The 14,237-nt window shown below is 46.7% G+C and carries 14 protein-coding genes; all 14 read left to right on the top strand.

Annotated features, from left to right (window positions below; translation table 11 throughout):
- The first annotated feature begins 27 nt into the window (after positions 1-27).
- The 14 genes from L7D49_RS02610 (at position 28) to L7D49_RS02545 (ending at position 14,237) form a co-directional block, all read left to right on the top strand.
- Positions 28-726, top strand: a complete 699-nt coding sequence (locus L7D49_RS02610) for a VOC family protein (RefSeq protein WP_238079257.1) — start codon at positions 28-30, stop codon at positions 724-726.
- Positions 727-755: 29 nt separating this feature from the next.
- Positions 756-2,027 carry a GTPase HflX gene (gene hflX / locus L7D49_RS02605; RefSeq protein WP_238079256.1) on the top strand — a complete coding sequence of 424 codons (1,272 nt, stop codon included), beginning with the start codon at positions 756-758 and terminating at the stop codon, positions 2,025-2,027.
- 265 nt (positions 2,028-2,292) lie between these two features.
- Entirely contained in the window at positions 2,293-3,144 is an 852-nt protein-coding gene (locus L7D49_RS02600) for a DUF6612 family protein (protein WP_238079255.1), read from the top strand.
- A 523-nt stretch (positions 3,145-3,667) separates the two neighbouring features.
- The gene (locus L7D49_RS02595) at positions 3,668-4,618 is read left to right on the top strand and encodes an ABC transporter permease (protein WP_184208998.1); all 951 of its coding nucleotides are present in this window, start codon (positions 3,668-3,670) and stop codon (positions 4,616-4,618) included.
- Positions 4,611-5,561, top strand: coding sequence for an iron chelate uptake ABC transporter family permease subunit (locus tag L7D49_RS02590; protein ID WP_238079254.1), 951 nt, complete (start codon positions 4,611-4,613; stop codon positions 5,559-5,561). The genes L7D49_RS02595 and L7D49_RS02590 overlap by 8 nt, the downstream gene beginning before the upstream one ends.
- A complete protein-coding gene (locus L7D49_RS02585) occupies positions 5,558-6,319 on the top strand; it encodes an iron ABC transporter ATP-binding protein (protein WP_238079253.1) in 762 nt (253 codons plus the stop codon). The genes L7D49_RS02590 and L7D49_RS02585 overlap by 4 nt, the downstream gene beginning before the upstream one ends.
- A gap of 23 nt (positions 6,320-6,342) precedes the next feature.
- Entirely contained in the window at positions 6,343-7,302 is a 960-nt protein-coding gene (locus L7D49_RS02580) for a siderophore ABC transporter substrate-binding protein (RefSeq protein WP_238079252.1), read from the top strand.
- A gap of 160 nt (positions 7,303-7,462) precedes the next feature.
- The gene (locus L7D49_RS02575; protein ID WP_238079251.1) at positions 7,463-8,602 is read left to right on the top strand and encodes a FapA family protein; all 1,140 of its coding nucleotides are present in this window, start codon (positions 7,463-7,465) and stop codon (positions 8,600-8,602) included.
- A gap of 194 nt (positions 8,603-8,796) precedes the next feature.
- On the top strand, positions 8,797-9,939 hold the full coding sequence (locus L7D49_RS02570) for an MFS transporter (RefSeq protein WP_272493159.1): 1,143 nt from the start codon (positions 8,797-8,799) through the stop codon (positions 9,937-9,939).
- A gap of 450 nt (positions 9,940-10,389) precedes the next feature.
- Complete coding sequence (locus L7D49_RS02565; RefSeq protein WP_238079249.1) at positions 10,390-11,463, top strand: hypothetical protein; 1,074 nt, start codon at positions 10,390-10,392, stop codon at positions 11,461-11,463.
- Positions 11,464-11,549: 86 nt separating this feature from the next.
- Positions 11,550-12,194: a hypothetical protein gene (locus tag L7D49_RS02560; protein WP_238079248.1), complete on the top strand. Its 645-nt coding sequence runs from the start codon at positions 11,550-11,552 to the stop codon at positions 12,192-12,194.
- Positions 12,195-12,278: 84 nt separating this feature from the next.
- Complete coding sequence (locus tag L7D49_RS02555) at positions 12,279-12,641, top strand: DUF6054 family protein (RefSeq protein ID WP_238079247.1); 363 nt, start codon at positions 12,279-12,281, stop codon at positions 12,639-12,641.
- Positions 12,631-13,578, top strand: a complete 948-nt coding sequence (locus tag L7D49_RS02550) for a phosphotransferase enzyme family protein (protein ID WP_238079246.1) — start codon at positions 12,631-12,633, stop codon at positions 13,576-13,578. The genes L7D49_RS02555 and L7D49_RS02550 overlap by 11 nt, the downstream gene beginning before the upstream one ends.
- Before the next feature lie 14 nt (positions 13,579-13,592).
- On the top strand, positions 13,593-14,237 hold the full coding sequence (locus tag L7D49_RS02545; RefSeq protein WP_238079245.1) for a uracil-DNA glycosylase: 645 nt from the start codon (positions 13,593-13,595) through the stop codon (positions 14,235-14,237).

The following is a 14,237-nucleotide window of genomic DNA, read 5'->3' as shown; positions in this document are numbered from 1 at the left end:
CCACTATAAAGAGGAGGAGTTTGGGGTATGAAATTGGATCATGTCGTATATTTCACACAAAATAGTCCGGTTGAAGTTGTCCGGCGGCAAGCGGAAGAAGGACGGCATGCTGTTGAAGGAGGCCGTCATGAGAAATGGGGAACGCATAATGCGTTATTATATGTTGGTAATGCGTATGTGGAATGGCTGGCAGTCGAGAAGCCGGAGCTTGCCAGTCAAGTGGACCACCCGCTGACGCGTCTTCTCTTGTACGATCTTCCGGATGGCGAAGGCTGGGGGACACTCTGTCTCTCGGTGGAAGGCATCGAAGAGTTTCAGGAAGAAGTCGAAAATAAAGGATTTCAAACATCGGGAGTGTTGGAAGCCCAGCGTCGAACGGCCCAAGGAGAATTGAAAAAGTGGAAGATGCTTTTTATCGACCAGCCGGTCACCGATGAGCTCCCTTATCCGTTTTTCATTGAATGGGATGAGCCAGAAGATGTCCGCATGGAGAAATTAAAAAAAGAAGGTGCACTGTCTCCTGAAAATGAAAAGCTGGACATCCGGGAATGCATCTTTCATGTGCAAGATCCATTAAAAGAGACAGGTGAGTGGGCGGTTCTCCTTTCACAGAAAGTAGGGGATGATCATTCCATCCGTTTGGAAAACGTAAAGTTGTCATTTCATCAACAGGATGAGGGAAAAGAAAGATTGGCAGACGTCATCATTGGCAAAACTGAAGCATAAAAGCAGGTAACAACTGAAAGGGGCCATCTATGGATATCTTAGTGGAATATGCAGTGCTCGTCGGAGTGAAAGAAGCGGATGATGAGCATTTCGAATATGAAATGGAAGAACTGAAAAACTTGGCGGAAGCAATCGACGTGACAGTAGTCGGGAGTGTGACGCAAAACTTGGAACGACGCAATCCGACACATTATGTCGGAAAGGGAAAAGTCGATGAGATCCGCCACATGTATGAAACGACAGATGCGAATCTAGTCATCTTTAATGATGAACTGACGCCCTCTCAAATCCGAAACTTGGAAGCCGAGCTGGAAGTGAAGGTGATTGACCGGACGATGCTCATCCTCGATATTTTTGCCCGGCGCGCCCGGACGCACGAGGCACGCATGCAAGTGGAACTGGCGCAATTGCAATATACGCTGCCGCGGCTTGTCGGTTTGCGAGCTTCTCTGAGCAGGCAAGGCGGCGGCACAGGCGGAGGTTTCCAGAATAAAGGGGCCGGGGAGACGAAATTGGAGCTCGACCGCCGGAAGATCGAGGACCAGATTGCCAAGCTTCGAAGAGACTTGGAACACGCAAAAGATCAACGGGAAACGCAGCGGAAGCAACGAAAGAAAAGCGGCATCCCGGTCGTTTCCATTGTCGGCTATACAAACGCCGGCAAATCGACGTTGCTGAATCAGTTATTGCTTCGGATGGATGAGTCCAATGCCAAGCAAGTTTTTGAAAAGGATATGCTGTTTGCGACGCTTGATACATCTGTGCGCAAGGTCCGTCTTCAAGATCATAAAGAATTCCTTCTAACAGATACTGTCGGCTTTGTTTCCAAGCTGCCACATCATTTAGTCAAGGCTTTCCGCTCGACGTTGGAGGAGGCGCGGGAAGCAGATCTCCTCTTGCATGTCGTGGATGTCTCCAATCCAGAGCATGATTATATGATGAAAGTTACGGAGGAAACATTGGAGGACGTCGGAGTAGAGAATATACAGACCCTTCATATCTATAACAAATCAGATATGGCGATGATCGAATATCCACGGGTTCATGGCGATAATGTTTGGATCTCGGCTAAAGAAGGCGAAGGGCTGGATGAATTGATTGCACTGATCAAAAAGCATATCTTTGAACAGTATATAACATGCAAATTACGGCTTCCCTTTGATCGTGGCGATCTTGTTTCGTTTCTGAATGAAAAAGCGACTGTCAAGCGGACAGAGTATGAGGAAGACGGGACGGTCCTGACGGTAGAAATGCCGGAAGCCCTGAAGTCTCGTTTCGATCCCTATATAATCAGTCATTAACAAAAATAGGCACCGCACTGGATCAACCAGTAGCGGTGCCGCTTTTATGATATAAGAGAAAGGGGGGTGGGATATAAAGAGTATACCCTTTCATAGGAAGAATATACGTGAGTAAGGACTCTTTTAATTATTTGGGCAAAAAATCCCGGAAAGTGGATAGATTATAAGTCGAATGTCGTGATTTTAATAGATTATGAAACTAATGTAGAAACCTGTCGTATGTAACACAGCAACACAAATTATCATCCGAAAGGAAGCGTTACATTTGAAGAAATGGTTAAAAGTAATTGGAGCCGGAGTATTGGCATTCTCGCTAGCCGCTTGCGGTAGCCAAGCAGAACCGAAAACAACGGTCGATGCCGAGACAGGCAAGGAAAAGGAAACTACAGATATTAGCAAAATGACGGCTCAAGAAGTATACGAGAAGGCAATGGCAGTCAGCCAAGAGCAAAAGAGCATGCATACGGACATGGATATTGAGCAAGTCATGAAATCCGGCGGCGAGACAGTTAATAGTAAAATTACGTTGAATATGGATGCAGTAGTTGAGCCGATGACGATTCACCAAACAATGAAAATGGATATGGGTGAATACGGTCAGAATGAAATGGAAATGTATATCTCTGAAAAAGAAGTTTACATGAACGATGCTGAAACTGGTCAGTGGATCAAGTTCCCTGAGGAATTTGCTGCTGAAATGTTTGAAGAGTTGGCCGGTGAAGATCCAACATTAGACATGAAGTTATTCAAGGACTATGTTGATGAGTTCAAATTCGAACAGACAGATGACTCCTATATCCTAAAATTAAAAGCGTCTGGCGAAAAGTTTGAAAAGCTCTTGAAGCAAATGGAAGAAGATCAAGCAAGCGGTGCGGAAGCTGAAGCGGAAGAAATGACATTGCATGATGTCTACTTTGAAATCTACATCGATAAAGAAACTTTCTACACAACTGCTTTCAATATGGACATGAGCCTCGATATGGTTATCGATGGGGAAACAGTCAACACAGATCAAAAAGTGAAGGCTGTTATCACGAAAATCAACGAAGTTGAAGTGACAGTCCCACAAGATGTTGTTGACAATGCAGTTGATATGAGCGAATTAATGGGTGAATAAAAAAACAGCACTGCCTGACAGAAATGTCGTGGGCAGTGCTTTTTTTATAAAAGAAAGGGGTGGGATGGTAGTAGTATTCCCACGGAAGCACGCATGTAAACCTATAAGATTTGAATTCTTTCCTATTGTGAAGAATGGGAGGTGGGAGGGGGACATATAGATGGGATAGCCGAATGCGAGAGCAATGCGTTTTTAGTTCAATGGAGTCCACCTGAAAGCTGAAATCAGCACCTCACATTTTTTCTTCATTCTCACTGCCGCACCGATTTTTCCTCCAATCAAACCTCTGCCGCCAGATGTTAAAATCCCGTCACAAATGCCTCAAACTTCATAACGAAGCGCTTTGCCCAACCCATTGCATGCTGGAAGGGGAGCACTTTCTTATTCAGTGATAATCATTTTCAGTTACAGGTTGACACTCCATTCATTCCTGCTATAATTGAATTTGCAGCTAATTGATAATCGTTTTCATCTGATGTTTCTCAATTAGAAGCAAATATTCGATATCGGGGATTTTATCTTCATGAAGAAACGCTATTTGATCATCGCACTCATCTTGCTCTCATTCCTATCGCTCTTTGTAGGGGTGAGCCATATAACACCGATGGATCTGCTAGATTTTAAGTCGGAGGAAACTGAAATATTCCTGATCAGCCGTTTGCCGAGACTAGTCGCCATTTTACTCGCCGGCGCCGGCATGAGCATCGCTGGCCTCATCATGCAGCAGCTGAGCCGGAATAAGTTTGTTTCGCCAACGACAGCAGGTACACTCGATGCCACTCGTTTGGGCATACTCGTTTCGATGCTATTATTCACGAACGCCTCCATGCTGGAAAAAATGGCTGTCGCGTTTGCATTTGCACTTGCCGGCACTTTGCTGTTTATGCAAATCCTTGACCGGATCAAGTTCAAGGATGCGATTTTCATTCCGCTGGTCGGTCTGATGTTTGGGAATATTCTATCGTCGATCACAACGTTCTTTGCGTATAAATCGAATGTCATCCAGAATATGTCGGCTTGGCTGCAAGGGGACTTTTCGATGATCATGAAGGGTCGTTATGAGCTTTTATACATAAGCATCCCGGTGCTTATCATTACGTATCTGTATGCCAACCGGTTTACGGTTGCCGGAATGGGCGAAGATTTTTCGAAAAATCTGGGCCTTGCTTACAAACGGATTGTCAACATCGGTTTGATCCTCGTTGCCTTAATTACAACGACGGTCGTTTTGACAGTCGGGATGATCCCGTTCCTAGGATTAATCATTCCGAATATCGTCTCGATCTTCAAAGGGGATCACTTGCAAAAAACATTACCGCACACAGCGTTGTTAGGAGCTATTTTCCTGCTGATTTGTGATATTCTTGGTCGGGTTCTCATTTACCCTTATGAAATATCCATCAGTTTGATGGTCGGAGTAATCGGCAGCGGAATCTTCCTCTATCTGTTATTTAGGAGGAAAGCCTATGCGTAACTCAAATAAAATGATCATTCTGGCATCGCTCGCTGCTCTGTTCTGCGGACTGTATTTATTCCATGAATTGAATGGAAGCTATGATTATGCATTGCCGCGCCGAGGCACCAAGGTACTAGCTATGGCGCTCACTGGAGTGGCGATCGCTTACTCGACCGTCATATTCCAGACGATTACACATAACCGGATCCTCACTCCAAGCATTATGGGATTGGATTCACTCTATATATTGCTTCAAACAGTCGTTATCTTTTTCCTCGGTTCCAGCCATATTACAATTGTGAACCGGCATGTGAACTTTATTCTATCTGTTGCGACTATGGTTGTTTTCGCTTTGATTCTCTATCAGTTTTTATTTAAAAGAGGAAAGCAACCGATTTACTTCTTGCTGCTGGTCGGGATCATTATCGGGACATTCTTCCAGAGCATCTCGACATTCCTGCAAGTGCTGATTGATCCGAATGAGTTCCTTCGGGTGCAGGATAAAATGTTCGCCAGCTTTAATAATGTTAGCGGCGAGCTCGTTTGGTGGGCTTTGGCAATTGTCATTCTCATGTTCCTGATCGGCATGCGGTCGTTCAATGAACTGGATGTTCTTTCCCTCGGAAGGGATACGGCGATTAATTTAGGGGTTTCCTATGACAAAGTCGTCAAACTGATGCTTGTCATTGCGGCTGTGCTGATTTCGGTTTCAACAGCACTCGTTGGCCCTATTACATTTTTCGGCCTCATCGTTGCCAACTTGTCCTATCAGTTTTTCAAGACTTACAAGCATTCGGTCCTGATTGCAGGCGCTTCGATCATGAGTATTATCGCGCTTGTCGGCGGTCAATGGGTTGTGGAGCGAGTCTTCACATTCTCTACTACGCTTAGTGTCATTATCAATTTTGTCGGTGGCGTGTACTTCATCTATCTACTGTTAAAGGAGAGTCGATCTTCATGATTCAAGTTCGTGAGCTGTCGAAGTTTTATGGGAAGAAAGCGGTTGTGGAAAAGGTGAATGTCAATATTCACCGCGGTAAAATCACTTCTTTCATCGGTCCGAATGGTGCGGGAAAATCGACACTCCTTTCGATGGTAAGCCGTCTGCTTGATGCAGATACAGGTGAAGTGCTAGTCGACAATGATAACGTCAAGAAAATGAAGTCCAATGATTTTTCAAAGCGGGTATCAATCCTGCGGCAATCCAACTACATGAATGTCCGTTTGACCATACGAGAGCTTGTTTCGTTTGGCCGTTTCCCTCATTCCAAGGGCCATTTAAATGCCGAGGATATCCGAATCGTCGAACAGGCGATGGAGTATATGGAACTAATGGATATGCAACATGAATATTTGGATGAATTATCAGGCGGGCAGCGCCAAAGGGCATTTATTGCCATGGTTATCGCCCAGGATACGGATTATATCTTGCTTGACGAACCACTCAACAATCTCGATATGAAACACTCGGTTCAAATAATGAAGATTTTGCGACGTCTCGTTGAGGATCTTGGGAAAACAGTTGTCATCGTTTTGCATGATATCAATTTCGCATCGGTTTATTCCGACCGGATTGTCGCTCTGAAGGATGGCCGTGTCGTCAAAGACGGTCCGACAGAGGAAATTATCAATTCGGACGCGCTAAAAGAAATTTATGACATGGATATCCCGATACAAAAGATGAACAACTGTAATATTTGTGTGTACTTTAATTCATAAAAACGATAAAAGGATGGTTTAGGATGAAAAAGTTCTCAATTACGCTGCTGCTTGCAGCATTAATGCTTGTACTTGCCGCTTGCGGAAGCAAATCAGACGACAAATCGTCATCAAAAGATTCCAATGGTTCTTCAGAGCCTGCACAATCGGAAACAGTTTCTGTCAAACATGAATATGGAGACGTGGAAGTTCCAAAAAATCCTGAAAAAGTTGTCGTGTTCGACTTCGGTACTCTCGATACTTTAGATGATCTAGGCGTTGAAGTAGCAGGTCTGCCACGCGCTAACGTACCAGGTTACCTGTCCAAATATGATGATGACAAGTATGCAAACCTAGGCAGCTTGAAGGAACCTGATTTCGAAGCGATCCACGCGTTGAAGCCGGATGTCATTTTCATTTCGGCTCGTCAAGCGGATTTGTATGACCAATTTGCTGAAATCGCTCCAACTGTCTATGTTGGCTTGGATACAGCGAACTACATGGAATCGTTCAAGCATAATGCGGAATTGATGGGTGAGATTTTCGGCAAAGAAGATCAAGTGAAAGCGGAACTGGAAGACATCGATAAGCGTATTGAAGCAGTCAAAGAAAAAACTGAAGGTTTGGATGCAAAAGGATTGATCGTGCTTGCAACAGAAGGTAAAGTGAGCGCATACGGCCCAAGTTCACGCTTCGGCTTGATCCATGACGTGTTTGGCGTCCAGCCGGCAGACGAAAAAATTGAAATCTCTACACACGGCCAAAACATTACATTTGAATATATTTTAGAAAAGAATCCAGACATCCTTTATGTCGTTGACCGCGATGCGGCTATCGGCAACGGGGCGAGCGCAAAAGGTTCCATCGAGAACGACCTTGTCAAAAAGACAAATGCGTATCAAAACGGAAAAATCGTTTACTTGAACGGTGAGTACTGGTACTTGTCCGGTGGCGGTTTGATTTCAATGAAAGAAATGATTTCGGAAGTAGAAGCAGGACTATAAAATCACAAGATCCATCTACCATCAAGGTAGGTGGATCTTTTTTTACCGGAAAATAAGGTAATTTAATAGCTATTTGTGTTTTCATTACCTTTAGCCGAGCGCGCCGGGAAGGCGTCTATGCTACGATAGAAAAAAAGGAGCCGGGAAGAAGGGACGAGGTATGGTGGAGTCTGTCGTAGTCAAGGCGTCAACATTGGAAGAGGCAATTGAGCAGGCGCTTGTGGAACTGGGTTTGAAAAAGAGAAAAGAGATGGACATTGAATTGCTGACGGAATTGTATGTGCCTGGCCAGGCGGTAGAATTGAAGGCGTTCCGGCGTCAACAAACGGAAGACTTGGCGAACAGTGAAGGCACGGCTTTGATGATGAATGGCGACGTGGATCGCAGTACCGGAAATCTCAGATCAAGCGGAGATCTTCACATTACAGGCAATGTCCAACCCTCTCTGTTCATTGAATCAGTCGGAAGCATTATGATCGGAGGCACTGTTCAAAAAGCAATTGTGGAAGGGGAAAGGACAGTACGGATTAGCGGCAATGTGCTGTCCTCTGCCATTCATGTTGGCGTCCGCGATGCATTGGAAAATGAATTGTCTCTACGGCTGGAAGGGGTCGTCCACTACTTGGAACGCATCGACCGGGCGATCAGTGAAATTCTTGTTGTACGGGACAGGTCTCCTGAGGAGATTGATGCGGCGGAACTGAACCGTCTCTTCCACTGGATTCTGGAGGAGAAGTTCCTTCCATTCCAGAGGATGAAACAGGAGTTTATTCAAAAGGTGAAAAAACATACATCGCAGCTTTCGGATGATTGGGAGGTATTAGCCGACCACCTGTACAATGTTTTGTCCGATACTGTGAAGTCTGGCGTCCGAAATGCCCAGGATTTTTCCCGGCTTGTGAGAGAGGCAAGACAGATGCATGACCGCCATGCAGAGGATGGAAAGCTCGATTCCCTTCTGGAGTTGCCATATGCACTCAATAGTGTCCTCACTTGCAACGGAACGATTACGGTGACAGATAGAGGTCTTTGCAATTGTTCCGTATCCGCTAGAAGAGATGTCTACGTGGAAGGCATCTGCAGGGGCGGAGAGATGTATGCGGATCAAAAAATTTCCGTCTTAGAATCTGGTTCATCGACAGGTGGGAAGACAGTTTTGAAAACGAGTGAGTCAGGCACAATCACCATCGGAATGGCGAGAGCAGGCACTGAACTGTGGGTAGGGACTGAATGTCATTTGGTAGAGAAGGATCAGGTCGGTGTTTTTGCAAGAATGGTGGATGGGAAGCTGATTGTATAAGCATGAATACGTAGGGAAGAACGATCTTCTAGAATGAAAAGGAGCCTCTTTGGAAAAAATCTTCTTGTTAAGTTGTGAATCTCGAACTATAATTACACGTGTCAAGACACTTACAAGCGAGGAGATTTTTTCACTTGAAAACAACAAAGAAATTATCCCGTAACCGGCTGTTAGCCATCGCCGGAACGGGTTGGATGTTTGATGCAATGGATGTGGGGATCTTGTCCTTTGTCATCGCTGCAGTCGCGGTGGAGTGGCATTTATCCCCTGCGGAGATGGGCTGGATCGGCAGTGTTAACTCGATCGGGATGGCGGTCGGCGCATTTGCATTCGGTTTGCTGGCGGATCGGATTGGGCGGAAGTCAGTATTTATGATGACCCTCGTCCTCTTTTCCGTGGCGAGCGGCTTGTCGGCCCTCACTTCCACGCTGCTTATCTTTTTACTACTCCGGTTTCTCGTAGGGGCGGGGCTTGGCGGAGAATTGCCGGTCGCCTCCACGCTAGTCTCTGAAAGTGTAAAGGCACATGAACGGGGCCGGGTGGTCGTCCTGCTGGAAAGCTTTTGGGCGGTCGGTTGGCTGATTGCCGCGTTGATTGCATACTTTATCATTCCGGAATTCGGCTGGCGGGTGGCATTAGTGCTAACGGCACTGCCTGCATTCTACGCAATTTATTTGCGGCGAAACTTGCCGGACTCCCCGAAGTTTGAGGCAGAAGGCAAGCCGAAGCAATCGGTCTGGTTCAAAATAAAATCTATTTGGATCAAGCCATATGGACGCCGGACGCTCATGCTGTGGATTGTCTGGTTCACCGTTGTCTTTTCCTACTATGGCATGTTCCTGTGGCTGCCGAGCGTCATGGTCCTCAAAGGGTTTGATATGATCAAAAGCTTCGGCTATGTACTTTTGATGACATTGGCTCAACTGCCGGGATACTTCACGGCCGCTTGGCTGATCGAACGGGCAGGAAGGAAATTTGTGCTGGCCACCTATCTTCTGGGAACAGCGGCCAGCGCGTTCTTCTTCGGCAATGCCGATCACCTTGTCTGGCTTCTCACCTCGGGCGCATTCCTGTCGTTTTTTAACTTGGGTGCATGGGGCGCATTGTATGCTTATTCTCCCGAGCAATATCCGACAGAAGTACGTGCCACGGGTTCCGGGATGGCCGCTGCGGTCGGACGGATCGGCGGCATCTTCGGTCCCTTGCTTGTCGGCTGGCTGCTGACCGCAGGCTACGATTTCGGGGTCATCTTCTCCATCTTTTGCGGCGCGATACTAATTGGTGTTATCGCGGTACTAACGCTAGGAACGGAAACGAAACAAATGGAACTGGAATGAAGGAGCCGCCTGGGAGCGGCTCTTTTATTATGTGGATAGAAACCGGAATTACGTAGGAATAAGAAGATTCGCGAAAACTAAGATGTCTGGTGGCACCCACGCATACCCGGGAGCCACCCGCGCATAACCAGGAGCCACCCACGCATAATCGGCTGCCACCCGCGCATACCCGGGAGCCACCCGCGCATAACCAGGAGCCACCCGCGCATAACCGGGTGCCACCCACGCATAACTAGGTTCCACCCGCGCATAAGCCCGAGCCACCCGCGCATACCCAGGGGCACCCGCGCATACCCCGGTCTCACTCGCGCATAACCGTCCCCCCAAACCAAAACACTCCATGTAAAAGAAAATCTCCTCCCCAACAAATCAATCCCAATTGTTATCACTTGTATCCACCCCAACTTTCTAGCAAACTGGTACATAGTTGTAAAGTATAAGGAGAATCAGATGAAATTAATGAAGAAGATTGCGAAAGAGGGTATCTTGCTTTTTGTCTGTTATGTGTTTGTCAGTTTGTTCATTGAAGATTTGACAGAGTTTCTGGAAGTACGACAAGAATCAAAAGGTGAGCAGACGGAAGCGATGGTGTACGGCAAGACAGGCGTGAAGGATTTGTTCGGTGATCTGGATTATATTGCAACGCTGCAAATGATGGATCAATGGAGAAATCCGATTAGGCTGGATCCGGGAACGTTTGTCCAATTGACGAAGGAACAGTTCGAAGCAGTGGAAGTATACGAAACCATTCCGGTTTTTCAAATTGGGCAAAGTTTCTACAGTGATTTGGATGTAAAGGGCTCATTCAGTGAGTTTCCGATTTTGTTGCTCATCTGGTCGGTCTACCCACTGGGTTACCTTTTGTATATATTGTTGAAAATACCGGCGTTCAATCGATGGTTGGATCGACAAGACAAGCTGTTCAACATTTTTTCTCCATACATTTTTCTGGGCGTTATCGCGATCGGTCTCTTGTACTCCTACTGGACAGCGATTCCGGTCATTCAAAACGTCGCAGAGAGGTTTGCGCGTGGTGAGCAAGTGGAGACAGTTGCCGAAGTTGGAGATACTTATTATGAGAGAAGAAGCAATCGATACGAAAACAGAATTTATTACTTGATGCTAACATTTGAAACGGAAGATGGCGAACGGATACATGTTAGCAAAGAGGTGACGGGATCGGTTTACGACAAGCAGGATGGCACACTTCCAATCCGTTATATGAAAGACAACCCCTACAATGTGTTTGTATCGAAGATCGATGCCTGGAGCGTGGTTCAACTCGCTTTTAATTCTCGGATGATGATTTATTACGTGACGATCGTCTTGACATGGCTGGTCGGCTTAGCGTTCATCATGATGCGGCGCAAAAGACGGACGGGTTCCTACTATAAAGGCGAGCGGCCGCTGAAGCCGAAGTATCAGAAACAACAGTCAAAGAAGCAGCATCCAAAATTAAACGACAAATCGCAGAAGCATAACCAAAAGAATAGCCGAAATGCCAAACGCCTTAAAAAACGGTAGGCACGGAATAGGACTCTATGATTCATCTCAGAGGGAACGGGTAAAGATGGATAGATTTCTCTGAATGAAGAATAGGAGGGAGCAGATTGAACAAGCGGGTTTCATTTCTCCTGCTTGTCTTCGCATTGGTCTTGAGTCTGGCCGCGTGCAGCAATAAAACCGATGAGTCGGACTCCTCTAAGGACAGCAACACATCGAATGGCGAACAGTCCGGTACGGACCAACAGGAAGACGGCAAGGACACAGATGTGAAGAATGACTTGACGATCGGTTTGACAATGGACGAATTCGAGGAGGCGTTTAATGCCAATGCAGAAAGGCGAAAACTCCCCTTTACAATTAAGGATTATGAATGGCTGGAGAACGATGGTATGCGGACGGCATCCATCCAATTGGATAAAGATGTTCTGCTGAGCGTCATTGAGATGCCTGAAAACAAGGAAATCAAAGCAATCAAGCTGGAACTTGAGGGCATTGAGGCGCCACGAGAGGATGCGAATGTCCTCATGGAGACGGTTATTGAATCTGTCCAGCCGGAATTAAATGATGAGGAGAAACAACGCATTCTGGATGAAGTATATCCCCTCAAAGAAGAGACGTCCGAAGCATTTGAGCGGACGAATCGGGAATCGTATTGGGAAGACTTCCATTATATTTTGCGTTATGAGCAGTCGAATTGGTACGAGTTTATCGTAGCCAACCGAGAGGATACGCAGTTTTCGAAGGACTAAGCCAGGCCCCTGTTCAAGGGGTCTTTTTCCATTTTGAAACTTCTTCCTGCCTTCTTTCGTAATAAAACGAAGGGGGTTATTCCAATGGCAAAAGAAACTTTTCAAGTGAGTATATCGCCTAGAGAGGCGAGAGATTTGATTGAAAATGAAATATTGCAGCGTAACATTAGCGGGACGCTGGTTGACAGTTATTCCCGTCAGGTCGGCGAGTACGAAATGCATGTGCTGATCATGGAGAAGTATTATATGCGGTCCAATAATCGGGCGTCGGTGACGTCGACTATTGATAATTTCGATGGCGTGACGACTGTCCATGTGGTGGCAGCTGGCAGCTCGGAAGGTGTGTTCTTCCGTTTTGACTGGGGCGCTGGCAGTAATTTTGCGAATAGCGTCGCCAGAGCGCTTGCACCTCACCGGATCGGAGGGGAAGATCGCTTTGATTTCTGAAGTGATGGGCAAGTTCGCAGAGGAGCCGCTCACGAACTATGAAATATTGCGAGATAAAGAAAGGCTTGTTGCAAAAGTCGTAGTGAATGGAGTCACATTTTATTTGAAGGGTGAAAAAATCGAGAAACCATTCCTTGAAAGGTTAATAGCCTTTATCCATGAGGCGAGCAGGTCCGGCTTGCCGTATATCGGACCTGAAAAAACGCTGGACGGGGCAGATTATGTGGAGCATGAGGGCTTGCTGTTCATTCTCGAACGGAAAGGCGAAGGGGCAGAAGTGGAAGGAATCAATCTGCGGCAGATAGAAGAGATCGCCTGTTTGATGGGGAAGGAACATGCCCTTTCCCTCTCCCGAGAGCTGCGGCTTGGCAGGGGGACTTCCTGGGGAATGTTCGGCGGCAATGCGACTGATGCGCTCGGCGATTACGACGAAAATGAATTATGCTTTCTGGACTTGACGCGGGTGCTGGAGGAGAATGGTTCCTTCCTGGAGGAACTGTACTTGATACGCAGTCTATATGAATCTAGGCGAGCGGCACTCGAACAAGTTTGGGACGACCTGCCAATCGGAGCAACGCAAGGCGATTTGGCACCGTACAATATGCTTTTTAATGGCAATCGGATATCTGCTGTGTATGATTATGATATCGCTGGTGATGAGCGCTTTGTGAATTTTAGTGTAGCAAGTGCTATCTACCTCGCCTGGCATTATGATGGATTCAAAGGGGAAGAATCTGAAGAAGAGCGGTATGAAGCCTTCTTGGCGGCCTACACGAGAGAGCGGCCCTTTACGGAGCTTGAATTACAGGTCATCCCGGATTTGATCGCAGTCATCCGGCCTTTCCGGTATGATCGGGTGGAGAACGGGATTGAACAGATTAAACAGGGCAAAGGAAAGCAATTTATCGAGGAGACGATTTCTTTATTACAATCCTGAAAGGGAGTGATCTGATGTTCCGGATACCTGAATCGGTTGCGGAGCTTGGACGTAAGCGAATTGAAGGCTTTCCTGTTGAAGGGTTCGTTTACGGAGAAGGACCGCAAAACCCCGAAATAATGCTCATTGGCGAAGCGCCGGGGGAATTTGAAATCGTGGATGGCATCCCGTTTATCGGGCGAGCGGGCAAAGAACTCATGAAATCACTTGCGACAATCGGTTTGACTCGAGAAGACGTCTACATAACGAGTGCCGTCCGCAGCAGGCCCTATAAGTGGGGAACGAAAAAGGAACGGGATGGCACGGTCGTGAAACGGAAGTACAACCGGCCTCCTACGCAGAAGGAAATTATTGCTCATGCCCCCGTATTGGATTATGAGCTGACGCATGTGAAGCCGAAACTAATTGTAACCCTTGGCAATGTCGGGTTGCAGCGTCTGCTCGGAAAAGAGGCGAAAGTGACCGAATTGCACGGACAGCTGATCACAGGGCCAATCCGCCATTTAGAAAGTTTAGATGGCAGTACATTTGGATGGACGGAGAAAACGTACTCGATTGTTCCGACATTCCATCCGGCCTCCATCTTTTACCGGCCTTCGCTTCGTCCTTGGTTGGAGGCGGATTGGCTGGAAATCGGCCGCCTTTTGGAAGGACGCTAA

This window comes from Sporosarcina cyprini (assembly GCF_022048975.1).
Lineage (GTDB): Bacteria > Bacillota > Bacilli > Bacillales_A > Planococcaceae > Sporosarcina > Sporosarcina cyprini.
This window is presented reverse-complemented; position numbering and strand designations above follow the sequence as displayed.

What these genes read in the sequence shown, in the direction of transcription:
- L7D49_RS02610 (WP_238079257.1), top strand. Translation starts at nt 28, where the DNA reads ATGAAATTGGATCATGTCGTATATTTCACACAAAATAGTCCGGTTGAA.
- hflX (WP_238079256.1), top strand. Translation starts at nt 756, where the DNA reads ATGGATATCTTAGTGGAATATGCAGTGCTCGTCGGAGTGAAAGAAGCG.
- L7D49_RS02595 (WP_184208998.1), top strand. Translation starts at nt 3,668, where the DNA reads ATGAAGAAACGCTATTTGATCATCGCACTCATCTTGCTCTCATTCCTA.
- L7D49_RS02590 (WP_238079254.1), top strand. Translation starts at nt 4,611, where the DNA reads ATGCGTAACTCAAATAAAATGATCATTCTGGCATCGCTCGCTGCTCTG.
- L7D49_RS02585 (WP_238079253.1), top strand. Translation starts at nt 5,558, where the DNA reads ATGATTCAAGTTCGTGAGCTGTCGAAGTTTTATGGGAAGAAAGCGGTT.
- L7D49_RS02580 (WP_238079252.1), top strand. Translation starts at nt 6,343, where the DNA reads ATGAAAAAGTTCTCAATTACGCTGCTGCTTGCAGCATTAATGCTTGTA.
- L7D49_RS02575 (WP_238079251.1), top strand. Translation starts at nt 7,463, where the DNA reads ATGGTGGAGTCTGTCGTAGTCAAGGCGTCAACATTGGAAGAGGCAATT.
- L7D49_RS02570 (WP_272493159.1), top strand. Translation starts at nt 8,797, where the DNA reads ATGTTTGATGCAATGGATGTGGGGATCTTGTCCTTTGTCATCGCTGCA.
- L7D49_RS02565 (WP_238079249.1), top strand. Translation starts at nt 10,390, where the DNA reads ATGAAATTAATGAAGAAGATTGCGAAAGAGGGTATCTTGCTTTTTGTC.
- L7D49_RS02555 (WP_238079247.1), top strand. Translation starts at nt 12,279, where the DNA reads ATGGCAAAAGAAACTTTTCAAGTGAGTATATCGCCTAGAGAGGCGAGA.
- L7D49_RS02545 (WP_238079245.1), top strand. Translation starts at nt 13,593, where the DNA reads ATGTTCCGGATACCTGAATCGGTTGCGGAGCTTGGACGTAAGCGAATT.